This is a genomic window from Chromobacterium sp. INPA-IVC (genome assembly GCF_059047085.1).
In genome coordinates, this window is record NZ_JBTNLS010000008.1 from 296,563 (window position 1) to 309,481 (window position 12,919).

Genomic DNA, 12,919 nt, shown 5'->3' on the forward strand with positions numbered 1-12,919 from the left:
TCACGTTCATAACAATGAAAACCACACACCGTCGCCAAACCCTGTCCCGCGCGCTGTACGAGCTGTTCAGCTCGATGCGCTTCGCCATCGGGCTGCTCACCGTGCTCGGCATCGCCTCCATCATAGGCACCGTGCTCAAGCAAAACGAGCCCTATCCCAACTACGCCTTCGAATTCGGCCAGTTCTGGTTCCAGGCTTTCGAGCTGCTCGGCTTGTATGACGTCTACCACTCGGCCTGGTTCCTGATCATCCTGGCCTTCCTGGTGCTGTCCACCACGCTGTGCATCGTGCGCAACGGCCCGGGCTTCATCAAGCAGATGCGCGGCTACCGCGAGAAGGCCGGCGACAACTCGCTGGCGGCGATGCCGCACAGCCAGGCGCTGGAGGCCGAGGAAGTCGATCTGCCGCGCCTGCTGGGCTATCTGCGCGGCCAGGGCTTCCGCTGGCGCGAAGCCGAGCGCGACGGCGGCGTGAAGCTGATCGCCGCCAAGAAGGGCGCCGCCGGCAAGCTCGGCTATTTCCTCGCCCACATCGCGCTGATCGTGATCTGCGTCGGCGGCCTGCTGGACGGCAACCTGCCGCTGAAGCTGGCGGAAGTGGCCGGCCGCATCGTGCCGGAAACCCGCGACCTCCCGCAAAGCCAGATTCCGGAGCAGAGCCGGCTGGGACCGTCCAACCTGTCCTTCCGCGGCAACGTCACCATCGCCGAGGGCAAGAGCGCCGACGTCACCTTCCTCAACTCCGGCAACGGCTACCTGGTGCAGGAACTGCCCTTCATCGTCTCGCTGAAGAAATTCCACGTCGCCTACTACAGCAACGGCATGCCCAAGCTGTTCGCCAGCGACATCGTGGTCACCGACAAGAAAAGCGGCAAGACCACCGAGGCCACGGTGCAGGTCAACCACCCGCTGATCGTCGACGGCGTCGCCATCTACCAGTCCAGCTTCGGCGACGGCGGCTCGCCGCTGAAGCTGAAGGCCTGGAACCTGGCCGCGCCGAACGGCGCGCCGGCGGCGCTCACCGGCGTGTCGATGAACAGCCAGCCGCTGCGCGCCAACGGCAAGGACTACGCGCTGGAATTCGGCGAGCTCAGGGTGTTCAACATCGAGAACGTCGCCAAGCCAGGCGAAGGCGATCCCACCCTCACCCAGCGCATGCACGACGCGCGCGAGGTGAAGCTGCACAAGGATCTGAAGAACTACGGCCCGTCGATCACCTTCAAGCTGCGCGACACCCAGGGCCAGGCGGTGGAATACGTCCACTACATGGCGCCGATCGCGCAGGACGGCGCCAGCTACCTGATGGCCGGCATGCGCAAGACGCCGGCCGATCCCTTCCAGTACCTGCGCCTGCCGCTGGACGACGACATGCAGGTCGACCGCTTCATGCGCCTGTACGCCGCGCTGCGCAACCCGGCGCTGTACGGCGAGATCGCCGCGCGCGCCACCCGCAAGGCGCAGCAGGGCGGCGTGATCGACGACAAGCTGGCCAAGCAGTTCGGCGACAGCGTCAAGGGCGTGCTGGAGCGCTTCGCCTCGGGCGGCTTCTCCGCGCTGGAGCAGTTCCTCGACGAGCGGGTGCCGGCGGACAAACGCCAGGCGGTGGCGCAGACCTATATCAAGATCCTGCAGGGCGCGGTGGTGGACGTGATGGCGGTGGCCGACGACAAGGCCGGCGCCAAGCCGCTGGCCGCCGACGCCGTCCATTACCGCTTCCTGCTGGACAGCCTGGTGGCCGCCAGCGCGCTGCAGGACTACGGCTCGCCGGTATTCCTGCAGTTGGAGGGCTTCGACCAGGTGCAGTCGTCCGGCCTGCAGCTGACCCGCTCGCCGGGCAAGACGCTGGTCTATTTGGGATCGGTCTTGCTGGTGCTGGGCATCGTGCTAATGTTCTATGTGCGAGAACTGCGCCTGTGGATACGCATAGATGGCCGCAAACTGCGGGTGGCAATGACCTCCAACCGCCACAACCGCGATCTGGATACCGACTTCCAGCGTCATCTCGACGCGATCAAACAGCTGACACGGGGATTATGATGGAACTGGCAACAACGAGATTCGACCGTCTGCCGCTATGGCGGCGGCTGGACCGCCGGGACTGGGCGTACGCGCTGCTGATCGCCGTCGCCGCCGGCTACGCCTTCTCCCTATACCATCACGCGATGGACGGCTACGAGCAGGCCATCTTGGCCGGCTCGGCGCTGGGCCTGGTGGCGCTGGGCTGGTTCTGGCCGGCCTGGCGCTGGTTCTTCCCGCTGGCGGGCGCGCTGGCGCTGCTGGGCATCCAGCTATACCAGCATGACCTGGCCCGCGGCCAGAGCGCGTTCTGGCTCAAATACGCGCTGTCCAGCCAGTCGGCGATCATGTGGATGTGTTCGCTGTTCTTCCTGGCCACCGCCGTCTACTGGATAGGCCTGGCCCGCCGCTCGGCGCAGCTGGCGCGGATGGGCGCCGGCCTGACCTGGGCCGCCTCGGTGATGGGGCTGGCCGGCCTGTTCGTGCGCTGGTACGAGAGCTACCTGATCGCGCCGGACGTCGGCCACATCCCGGTGTCCAATCTGTACGAAGTGTTCGTGCTGTTCACGCTGATCACCGCGCTGATGTATCTGTACTACCAGGCCAAGTTCGCCGCCGCGCAATCCGGCGCGCTGGTGCTGCCGGTGATCAGCGCCGCGGTCGGCTTCATCCTGTGGTACAGCTTCGACCGCCAGGCGCACGGCATCCAGCCGCTGATCCCGGCGCTGCAGTCGTGGTGGATGAAAATCCACGTGCCGGCCAACTTCGTCGGCTACGGCGCCTTCTCGCTGGCCGCGATGCTGGGCATCGGCCAGTTGCTGGCGCAGAAGGGCTGGCTGAAAGACCGCCTGCCGGCGGCCGAGGTGCTGGACGAAATGATGTACCAGGCCATCTCCGTCGGCTTCCTGTTCTTCACCATCGCCACCATTCTGGGCGCGATGTGGGCGGCCGACGCCTGGGGCGGCTACTGGAGCTGGGACCCGAAGGAAACCTGGGCGCTGATCGTCTGGCTGAACTACGCCGCCTGGCTGCACATCCGGCTGGTGAAGGGCTGGCGCGGCGCGCCGCTGGCGTGGTGGGCGGTGATCGGCCTGGCCGTCACCAGCTTCGCCTTCCTCGGCGTCAACATGTTCCTGTCCGGCCTGCATTCCTACGGCGGCCTGTAAACCCGCTGTCTCTCCAAAGCCCGGCGCCTGCCGGGCTTTTCGCATTTTCCCTGTCCGGAACGCTGGCATTTGGTATCCTTGTAGCGTTTTTATCGCTTTTTTATCGCACAAGGAACGCGTTACACCATCATGGACTTTTCATGGCTGTCCGACCCCGCCGCCTGGCTGGGCCTTTTTACGCTGATCGTCCTCGAGATCGTACTCGGCATAGACAACCTGATCTTCGTGGCCATCCTGGCCGACAAACTCCCCCCGGAACAACGCGACCGCGCCCGCATCGTCGGCCTGTCGCTGGCCCTGGTCATGCGTCTGATCCTGCTGGCCAGCATCTCCTGGCTGGTCACGCTGACCACGCCGCTGTTCTCGGTCATGGGGGTCGGCTTCGCCGGCCGCGACCTGATCATGCTTGGCGGCGGCGTGTTCCTGCTGTTCAAGGCCACCACCGAGCTGCATGAGCGGCTGGAGGGCGTCGACCACGTCAAGAGCGGCGGCCAGCGCGCCTACGCCGCCTTCGCCACCGTGGTGGCGCAGATCCTGGTGCTGGACGCGGTGTTCTCGATCGACTCGGTCATCACCGCCATCGGCATGTCCGAACACCTGCCGGTGATGATGCTGGCCGTGATCATCGCCATGATATTGATGATCGCCGCCAGCAAACCGCTGACCGCCTTCGTCAACGCCCATCCGACCGTGGTGATGCTGTGCCTGGGCTTCCTGCTGATGATCGGCTTCAGCCTGATCGCCGACGGCTTCGGCTTCCATATTCCCAAGGGCTATCTGTACGCGGCCATCGGCTTCTCGGTCTTGATCGAGGCCTTCAACCAGGTGTCGCAGGCCAACCGCATCCGCTACCTGAACCGCTCGCAAAGCTTCCGCGAACGCACCGCCAACGCGGTGCTGAGCCTGATGGGCAGCCGCCTGACCGCCGCCGGCGCCGACGAGGCCAAGCCCGAAGCCGGCCCGCAGCCGGTGGAGGACACCGCCTTCGCCCACAACGAGCGCGCGATGATACACAGCGTGCTGACCCTGGCCGAACGGCCGATCCGCGTGATCGCCACTCCGCGCGCCGACATCCATCGCCTGGACCTGAGCCAGCCGGAAGCGGCCCAGCGCCAGGCGCTGCGCGACAGTCCCTACTCCCGCCTGGTGGTGATCCGCGACGGCAGCATCGACGAGCCGCTGGGCATCGTCGCCCGCAAGGATCTGCTGGCCCAGTTGCTGGACGGCCGCGCGCTCGACATCGACGCCGCGCTGCGCCAGCCGTTGGTGCTGCCGGAAACCGTCACCGTGCTCAAGGCGCTGGAAAGCTTCCGCCAGAACGCCGCCGACATGGCCTTCGTGGTCAACGAGTTCGGCAGCCTGGAAGGCATCGTCACCCAGAAAGACCTGATGGAGGCGATCGCCGGCGAATTCCCGGAAGAGCACGAGCGCCACGAGCGCCCGGCCATCGTGGTGAACGGCGACGGCAGCTACGACGTGGAAGGCAGCCTGGAGCTCGTCACGCTGGAGCAGTATCTGATGCTGGGCGACTTCGAGGACGAAGACTTCCACACCGTGGCCGGCCTGCTGATGGACTGCCTGGAGCGCATCCCGCGCGAAGGCGACGAAGTGACCGTCGGCGAATGGAAGCTGCGCGTCACCGCGCAAAAGGGCAACCGCACCGAGCGGGTGCTGATCAGCCCGCTGGCCAACGGCTTCGATGCCGCCATCTGAGCATGAGCCGGGGCCGTCCAGGCCCTGGTTTCTCTACGTGCTGCGCTGCGCCGACGGCGCGCTATATACCGGCGTCAGCACCGACGTCGCGCGCCGTTACCGCCAGCACCTGGCCGGCAAGGGCGCGCGCTACACCCGCCTCAATCCGCCGGTCGCCGTCGAACTGGTGATCGAATACCCCGGCCGCTCCGCCGCGCTGCAGGCCGAACACGCGTTCAAGCGGCTCTCCGCCGCGGCCAAGCGGGACTTCCTTCGCATCCACGCCGATTCCGCCCCGGCGGGCTGACGCGTCTTTTCCCCTCCCGGCGCTGGCCGCCGCCGCGCGATGAACGGTATAGTGAACGCCATCGTCATCATGCGCGGCTGCGAGCGCGGCCGGTCCGCCACAGGGAAAATCCATGTCAAACCGCATGTCCCGCCTCGCCGCGCTGCTGGCCGGCATCCTGCTGGCCTCCTCCGCCGGCGCCGCCGACGCTGTCCGCGTCGGCTCCAAGATAGACACCGAGGGCGCGCTTCTGGGCAACATCATCCAGCAGGTATTGGAAGCCCACGGCGTGAAGACCGAGGGCCGGCTGTCGCTGGGCAACACCAAGGTGGTGCGCACCGCCATCGCCGCCGGCGAAATCGACATCTACCCCGAATACACCGGCAACGGCGCCTTCTTCTTCTCCGACGAAAAGAACCCGGCGTGGAAATCCGCCGCCGCCGGCTACCAGCGCGTCAAGCAGCTGGACTACGACAAGAACCGCATCGTCTGGCTGGCCCCCGCGCCGGCCAACAACACCTGGACCATCGCCGTGCGCCGCGACGTGGCCGTCGCCAATCGCCTGCAATCGCTGGCCGACCTGGGCGCCTGGCTGGGCCGCGGCGGCCGCTTCAAGCTGGCCGCCTCGGCGGAATTCATCGAACGGCCGGACGCGCTGCCCGCCTTCCAGAACGCCTACGGCTTCAAGCTGCGCCAGGACCAGCTGCTGGCGCTGGCCGGCGGCGACACTTCGGCCACCATCAAGGCCGCGGCCGAGCAGACCTCCGGCGTCAACGCGGCGATGGCCTACGGCACCGACGGCCCGGTGGCCGCGCTGGGCCTGGTCGCACTGACCGATCCCAAGGGCGTGCAGCCGGTATACGCGCCGACGCCCATCATCCGCGCCGACGTGCAGGCCCGCCATCCGGAGATCGCCGCCTGGCTCAAACCGGTGTTCCAGTCGCTGGACGAGGCGACGCTGCAGAAGCTCAACGCCAGCATCGCGCTGGAAGGCCGCAACGCGCGCCAGGTGGCGGCCGGCTACCTGAAGCGCAAGGGCTTCATCAAGTGACGCCGCGGACGCCCGCCTGATGCGGCTGCATAACCGGGTGCAGCTGGCATTGGCGCTGCTGCTGCTGGCCGGCCTATGCAGCCCGCTGCTCAGCCACGCCCCCAACCGCCTGCTCAGCGGCCAGGGCTTGCGCCTGCCGACGCTGCCCGGCGCATTCTGGCTGATCGTTCCGGCACTGCCTTTGCTGCTGTCGCCGTGGCTGCGCCCGTCGCGCCGGCTGCGCGGCCTGCTGGCCTTGTGCGCCGTCCTGCTGGCCAACGGGCTGTTGCTGCTGGCCGGCGGCGAAGCCGCGCGGCTGGGAAGGGGCGATCCCGACTCGCTGGCCCGCACCGCCTTCGGCGCCGGTTTCTGGCTGCTGCAGCTGGCCGCCTGCCTGCAACTGGCCGAATCGCTGCGCGGCCTGGCCCTGAGCCCGCCCATCCGCGCGCTCATAGCGTGCGCCGCCTGCCTGCCGGCCTTGGCGCTGCTGGCAGCCGGCCGATTGGACGCGCTGGCGCTGCTGCGCGAATACCATAACGATCCCAACGCGTTCAGCCAGGCGTTGCTACGCCATCTGCAGCTGGTGAGCCTGTCTGTGCTGCCGGCCGCGCTGCTGGGCGCGGCGCTGGGGCTGGCCGCCTTCCGCCGGCCGCGCGCCGAAGCCTGGCTGTTCCCGATCTTGAACACCTTGCAGACCATTCCCTCGCTGGCCTTGTTCGCGCTGCTGATCGCGCCGCTGGCCTGGCTGGGACGGCTATGGCCGCAATCGGGCATCGCCGGCGTCGGCCTGGCGCCCGCCGTCACCGCGCTGACGCTGTACTCGCTGCTGCCGATGACCCACGGCACGCTGGCCGCGCTGCGCCAGGTGCCGGCCGCCGCCCGTGACAGCGCGCGCGGCATCGGCATGTCGCCCTGGCAGATCTTCCGCCGGGTGGAGCTGCCGCTGGCACTGCCGGTGTTCATCGCCGGCCTGCGCGTCACCACGGTGCAGGTGGTGGGGCTGGCCGCGGTGGCGGCGCTGATCGGCGCCGGCGGCTTCGGCGCCATCCTATTCCAGGGCCTGTCGGCCAGCGCGCCTGATCAGGTGCTGCTGGGCGTGCTGCCCATCGTGCTGCTCACCCTGTGCTGCGACGCCGTCTTCAAATTGCTGGCCTCCCGGCTGGAGCCCATCCATCGATGATTGAAATCGCCAACGTCAACAAGGCCTTTCACGGCTCGCCCGCGGTGTCCGATTTGTCGCTGACCGTCGCCGACGGCGAATTCGCGGTGCTGGTGGGCACCTCCGGCTCCGGTAAGTCCACCATGCTGAAAATGCTGAACCGGCTGATCGAACCGGACAGCGGCGACATCCGCATCGCCGGCCGCGACATCCGCGCCCAGCCGCCAGAGCAGCTGCGCCGCCATATCGGCTACGCGATCCAGTCCGTCGGCCTGTTCCCGCACTGGACCGTCGAGCAAAACATCGCCGCGGTGCCGCAACTGCTGAAATGGCCGCGCCAGCGGATACAGGCCCGGGTGGACGAGCTGCTGGCCTTGCTGCAGCTTCCCGCCGACTTCCGCCGCCGCTATCCGCATCAGCTGTCCGGCGGCCAGCAGCAGCGGGTCGGCGTGGCGCGGGCGCTGGCGGCCGATCCCGACCTGCTGTTGATGGACGAACCCCTCGGCGCGCTGGACCCGGTGACCCGCGCCAATCTGCAGCAAGAACTGGCCCGCATCCACCGCCTGTCCGGCAAGACCATCATCCTGGTCACCCACGACATCGACGAGGCCTTGCTGCTGGGCCAGCGCATCGCGGTGATGGACCAGGGCCGCATCCAGCAGCAAGGCAGCCCGCGCGACATCCTGCTGCATCCGGCCAACGGCTTTGTCCGCGATTTCTTCCAGCCGGACGAGGCCGGCGTGCGGCTGCTGGGGCTGCAGCACGTGGCGGAGCGGCTGCGTCCAGGCGAGCGCGCCGCCGGCGCCGCCCTGCGCGCCGACGCCACGCTGCGCGAAGCGCTGTCCGCCTTCATCGTGCAGGGCGCGGCGGCGCTGCCGGTGATCGACTCCACGGGAGCGGAAGTGGGCGCGCTGCGCTTCGAAGACCTGCTGGGCGCGTCGGTGTGAGGCGCCGCACGGGGCTGATCGCCGGCTCGCTAGCGCTGGCCGCGCTGCTGCTGGGCCTGCCGCGCAGCGCGCCATTGTTTCACTACTGGTTTCCCGAGCTGGACCGTCCGCTGTATCTGCAGGACGGCTTCGGCGAGCTGCTGCTGGCGCATCTGGCCATCGTCGCGCTGTCCGGCGGCGCGGCGGCCCTGCTGGGGATAAGCGCCGCACTGTGGACCAGCCGGCCTGCCGGGCGCGATTTCCGCCCGCTGTTGGAAACGCTGCTGTCTATCGCCCAATCGTTTCCGCCGGTGGCGGTGCTGGCGCTGACGGTCCCGCTGATCGGCTTCGGCGCCGCGCCGGCGCTGGTCGCGCTGGCACTGTACAGCCTGCTGCCGATCACCCACGCCGCGCTGGCCGGCCTGGCATCAGTGCCGGAAGACGCGCGCGAGACCGCCCGCGGCATCGGCATGAGCGCGCGCCAGATGCTGTGGCGGGTGGAGCTGCCCTTGGCCGCGCCGGTGATCGTGGCCGGCGTGCGCACCGCGATGGTGATCAATATCGGCACCGCCGCGCTGGCCTCCACCGTCGGCGCGCGCACGCTAGGGTTGCCCATCATCGTCGGCCTATCCGGCTTCAACACCGCCTACGTGATCCAGGGCGCGCTGCCGGTGGCGCTGCTGGCGATCGTCGTCGATCAGGCGTTTCAGTGGTTGGGGGAATGGCTGACACCGCAGCATCATGCGTGAGCTGCGCTCCCTGACCGCGCTGCGCTGTGGGTAAGCGGCTCAGAATGCCCTACCTGTGGATAAATTGGAGACGATACGCTCAGCTCTTGACGAATATATTTTCCATTAGAAAAACTAATGCAATGTTCGTTTGCAGCTGGCTAGGCTATTTTGCCCCTGTGGATATTCATGGCGCAGCTGCACAGCGGTACGTGCTGGAGTCGAGCCAACAAGGCATGCTGGATGATAGACCGTGGCTGACTTCGCTTAGATAGCCTGCCTTAAAACAGACAACGCCTAGTCAGCCATGCCTTCTCGACTTGCGACCTACTGATAACCACCGCCAAGCGTAGGATCAGCCTCCTAAAGCAACCACTCCCTATTTCCCACTCCCAATGATCACTACGACAACCACGAGTACCATAGGCACTCACCACCATGGCGTGCTCATATCCCAAGCTACTTACCAGAACACGCTTATCGATAGCGGACTACACATATCCCGATACACTAACAAAGTGTCAAGCAGACTGCTCAGCGTTACAGCCATGCCATCTGATATAAACCACACCTTCAGCTTTGCATACAATCAAGCATTAGAAACTCGGCTATTGAAGACACTCTTTTGTTAGCAACTATCTAATTGCAGTCAAAAGCAGACCACATATAAATCTTAGTGCTTTTCAATTTGCACAATTAATAAATGATTTCAAATACCCAGCATAGCAAAAAGAATTTCAAACGATTTGATTTCACAGCCATACATCATAAAGAGTAATATTATCTTGCCTGCAATCGAAGACAAAGGATTAAACAAAGAGCTTCCACATCAATGTGAGATATGCAAAGCACAAAACCTTCTCTCTTTTGGCAAAAAGGACTTTGGCCATGCTGGGAATGACTATTTCTCCGGAAATAGAACTTTTAATGATTACGGGATCTCAATCCCATACTCTGAATGCATGAACTGTGGCTTCATATTCACGCATTTATTTGATCACTGGAGGCCTGTTAATTTTATTCAACACATTTACAATGAAGAATACCATTTGGCAGATCCTCCTTTCATTATGGAGCGCCCCTTAAAAAATGCAGAAATGATCCTTCATTTACTGCATCACATGCCTCATTTAAGCACTATTATCGATATTGGAGGTGGTGATGGTCAACTTTCACATTTCCTCCGCGATCGTGGCGTACAGTCATATAGTTATGATCCACATTTTGGTGAGGTCGATACATTTCCTGCAGAGAAAAAATTTGACGTAATAACAAGCTTCGAAGTTATAGAACATGTCCCTCACTGCCAGCAGAAAAAATGGATGGAACGACTAGCCAGTTTTATGCATCCGGACAAATTATCATTAGCAGTTGTTAGCACGGAGATAAAAGACGCTACGCGCGATATAACTTGGTGGTACATATGCCCAAGAAATGGGCACATCAGCATTCATACCCTAAAAAGTTTAACATATCTGGCTGCATCTCATGGACTTAATGTCTTACAGTTACCCAATAGCCTATTTTTACTTTGCAAACCAAAATGGATGCAGAAAATAATTGATTTTGCCCTACATAAAATAATTAAGCTAGATACTGCTTCAAAATTGCACGCAACCGATTAAAATCAAATGGCTTTTCCAGCTTTTCTAAAAACCAAACAGATCTTGAATCTGAATATTCTTCTGGGTAAGCAGTCATGGCAATAATATTAACATTTTTATTATGTCCGCTTTTTCTCGCAAACTCCGCAACGCTATATCCGCTTTCCTTACCCAACTGCATATCAAGCAAAATCATGCTAAATGTCTTTTCCTTTATATGCAAACAGGCCTCACTGACTGTGTTGGCAACAATGACAGAGTACCCATCCATATGCAAGCAATCAGCGAATGGTTCGCTAATATTGATATCATCATCCACTAGCAGAATCAAATTCGACTTTTTACATGCATCTTCTTGAATGTTTATAGGCAACCTCACAATAAACTCGGACCCAATACCTTCCTCACTTATGAGTTCGACCTCACCACCCAATAAACTCACTAACTCTTTGACAATCGCAAGTCCTAGGCCACTACTACCAGGTCTACGGAATTGCCCTTGGCAAAAAGGTTGAAAGATACGCGATTGAAATTCCATCGGGATCCCAACGCCAGTATCGACAACTCTTATTTTTAAATCACTTAAATTATCAACATAATCGACACAAGCGCTAACTGATATCTCCCCATGATCGGTATAGCGAATCGCATTAGCGACAAGATTTCCAACTATTTGTCTCAATCTATTTCCATCAAGTCTAACTTTATCTGGCAATCCAACCATTGAAACATTTAATGTCAGGCCTTTATTTTCCAACTGTACTCTATACGCATCAATAGCTTCGTTCAAAACTGACTCGATATTAATATCTTCAAGATTAAGACGGAACTGCATATTATTTATAGCAGAGATATCCATAATATCCCGAACCTGAGCAAGCAGATGCATCATGCTGGTTTTTAGCCTCATCAGCGTTGCATACATCTTACTTGTAGGTAGGAGCTCAAATTCAATAAGTTCTACACACACTTGCATCGTTTGTAATGGAGATCTAATTTCATGACTAATTGTGGCCAGAAAAGTTGTTCTATCCAACTCGGCCGAAACTGTAGCTTTATGCGCTGCTCGTTCTTTCTCCAACAACGCTTGTCTCGCCGCAACATCACGACGAGCTTCGTGATAACGATATAGAAGTACTAGAATAATGACCCCGATACCTGCCCATAATGCAAACCATAAAGCAGAGACGAGCTGCTGATTACGTGCCAAATCTTTATTTCTAGCATCTCGGAATGCGACTTCCGATACTCTCGATTGAACAGCAAATTCAGACAGCAATGGACGTATTTCATCTATTTGATCAATATAACTTTGAGCAGAACGACGGCTTACCTGAGTTAGATTTTTATCTAAGAAAAACTTTTGGAGTAGCTCAGCAATTCCTTTAAACCCATCTACAGAATTTAACATGCCATGCACAGTTGACGGCGTGACAAAATCTACAAATCGGCTTTTAGCAACTGCAAGCCTTATATTGGCTTGATCTTCAGCTAACTCCCCAGATTTCAATCGAACCAATTCTGCACGAGAACGCTCCATTTCTATTTGAAGTTGCGCAACCGTCCAGTATAGATCTTCACTTTTCCCTTCAAATTTTTTCGCGGAGACATACCTTTCAATAGCGATATAAACGCTTATCGTTGCAACAAAGAACACCAGCAAAAATACTGGAGGAATACTTTTAAAAATCAGCCTGATCTTCTTGTTCACGACACCCTCACACCTATAGCGCCATTATTAATTTTCAATACATCAATAAACTACAACTCTATTAACCTGCCAAATCAATTTAGCATCAAGCAAAGGGCCCTTTGTCTCATCAGGCATATCAGAAATTGGATACATTAGCCAAAGCGGCCCACGATTTTTTACTTCTAAAACTCTGTTATTTATCGACCTAGCAAGAATAACGTTATATTTAGCAAACTCATTTCTCTCAATTGAATAAGCATAGTCATTCAAAGCCATAAATTTTACCATCACTCCAGATGCACTAACCTTATTGAGGATATCTCGCATCAATGGACCTGAAAAATTGGAACGAGGCGTCCAACTTGTTTTAGTATCAAACGAATACTGCTTCAGCGCTTTCAGATCACTCTCTCTAAACTCATAAACCTTCCTGCCCATATCCGTAAATTTTTCAATTTTCCCAGAAACCGTTAAAATAACGGGATTTACCTCCGCCCAAGCCATACTGCTTATTGCCAATAGGCTGAATATTACACAAATAGTTTTACTTATCATCACATTCTTACCCTAAATAAATTGCATCAGCAGGCATTCACTTCAGGTAACGGATCAAGGATAGT

The 12,919-nt window shown here is 59.7% G+C and carries 11 protein-coding genes; 9 read left to right on the plus strand and 2 right to left on the minus strand.

What is annotated here, in order from left to right; all coding sequences use genetic code 11:
- Positions 1-14 precede the first annotated feature (14 nt).
- From ACX17K_RS17125 to ACX17K_RS17165, 9 genes are all read left to right on the plus strand, one after another.
- Positions 15-2,036: a cytochrome c biogenesis protein ResB gene (locus ACX17K_RS17125; RefSeq protein WP_493775717.1), complete on the plus strand. Its 2,022-nt coding sequence runs from the start codon at positions 15-17 to the stop codon at positions 2,034-2,036.
- The gene (ccsB, locus tag ACX17K_RS17130; RefSeq protein ID WP_046155308.1) at positions 2,036-3,181 is read left to right on the plus strand and encodes a c-type cytochrome biogenesis protein CcsB; all 1,146 of its coding nucleotides are present in this window, start codon (positions 2,036-2,038) and stop codon (positions 3,179-3,181) included. The genes ACX17K_RS17125 and ccsB overlap by 1 nt, the downstream gene beginning before the upstream one ends.
- 129 nt (positions 3,182-3,310) lie before the next feature.
- Positions 3,311-4,894, plus strand: a complete 1,584-nt coding sequence (locus tag ACX17K_RS17135) for a TerC family protein (RefSeq protein ID WP_493775718.1) — start codon at positions 3,311-3,313, stop codon at positions 4,892-4,894.
- Positions 4,881-5,180, plus strand: coding sequence for a GIY-YIG nuclease family protein (locus ACX17K_RS17140; RefSeq protein ID WP_493775719.1), 300 nt, complete (start codon positions 4,881-4,883; stop codon positions 5,178-5,180). Before ACX17K_RS17135 ends, ACX17K_RS17140 begins: the two co-directional genes overlap by 14 nt.
- Before the next feature lie 112 nt (positions 5,181-5,292).
- Positions 5,293-6,210, plus strand: a complete 918-nt coding sequence (gene osmF, locus ACX17K_RS17145) for a glycine betaine ABC transporter substrate-binding protein OsmF (RefSeq protein ID WP_493775720.1) — start codon at positions 5,293-5,295, stop codon at positions 6,208-6,210.
- Positions 6,211-6,229: 19 nt separating this feature from the next.
- On the plus strand, positions 6,230-7,369 hold the full coding sequence (locus ACX17K_RS17150) for an ABC transporter permease (RefSeq protein WP_493775721.1): 1,140 nt from the start codon (positions 6,230-6,232) through the stop codon (positions 7,367-7,369).
- Positions 7,366-8,295 carry an ABC transporter ATP-binding protein gene (locus ACX17K_RS17155; protein WP_493775722.1) on the plus strand — a complete coding sequence of 310 codons (930 nt, stop codon included), beginning with the start codon at positions 7,366-7,368 and terminating at the stop codon, positions 8,293-8,295. The genes ACX17K_RS17150 and ACX17K_RS17155 overlap by 4 nt, the downstream gene beginning before the upstream one ends.
- Positions 8,292-9,023: an ABC transporter permease gene (locus ACX17K_RS17160; protein WP_493775723.1), complete on the plus strand. Its 732-nt coding sequence runs from the start codon at positions 8,292-8,294 to the stop codon at positions 9,021-9,023. Before ACX17K_RS17155 ends, ACX17K_RS17160 begins: the two co-directional genes overlap by 4 nt.
- A 764-nt stretch (positions 9,024-9,787) precedes the next feature.
- On the plus strand, positions 9,788-10,627 hold the full coding sequence (locus ACX17K_RS17165) for a class I SAM-dependent methyltransferase (protein ID WP_493775724.1): 840 nt from the start codon (positions 9,788-9,790) through the stop codon (positions 10,625-10,627).
- Here the strand turns inward: ACX17K_RS17165 and ACX17K_RS17170 are convergent.
- Both ACX17K_RS17170 and ACX17K_RS17175 read right to left on the minus strand, forming a co-directional pair.
- Entirely contained in the window at positions 10,587-12,317 is a 1,731-nt protein-coding gene (locus ACX17K_RS17170) for an ATP-binding response regulator (RefSeq protein ID WP_493775725.1), read from the minus strand. The two genes, ACX17K_RS17165 and ACX17K_RS17170, sit on opposite strands and share 41 nt — an antisense overlap.
- 42 nt (positions 12,318-12,359) lie before the next feature.
- Positions 12,360-12,854, minus strand: coding sequence for a putative pterin-binding protein (locus ACX17K_RS17175; protein ID WP_493775726.1), 495 nt, complete (start codon positions 12,852-12,854; stop codon positions 12,360-12,362).
- Positions 12,855-12,919 lie beyond the last annotated feature (65 nt).

Coding starts and splice junctions, on each gene's coding strand:
- ACX17K_RS17150 (WP_493775721.1), top strand. CDS start 6,230: ATGCGGCTGCATAACCGGGTGCAGCTGGCATTGGCGCTGCTGCTGCTG.
- ACX17K_RS17175 (WP_493775726.1), bottom strand. CDS start 12,854: ATGATAAGTAAAACTATTTGTGTAATATTCAGCCTATTGGCAATAAGC.
- ACX17K_RS17140 (WP_493775719.1), top strand. CDS start 4,881: ATGCCGCCATCTGAGCATGAGCCGGGGCCGTCCAGGCCCTGGTTTCTC.
- ACX17K_RS17135 (WP_493775718.1), top strand. CDS start 3,311: ATGGACTTTTCATGGCTGTCCGACCCCGCCGCCTGGCTGGGCCTTTTT.
- ACX17K_RS17155 (WP_493775722.1), top strand. CDS start 7,366: ATGATTGAAATCGCCAACGTCAACAAGGCCTTTCACGGCTCGCCCGCG.
- osmF (WP_493775720.1), top strand. CDS start 5,293: ATGTCAAACCGCATGTCCCGCCTCGCCGCGCTGCTGGCCGGCATCCTG.
- ccsB (WP_046155308.1), top strand. CDS start 2,036: ATGGAACTGGCAACAACGAGATTCGACCGTCTGCCGCTATGGCGGCGG.
- ACX17K_RS17125 (WP_493775717.1), top strand. CDS start 15: ATGAAAACCACACACCGTCGCCAAACCCTGTCCCGCGCGCTGTACGAG.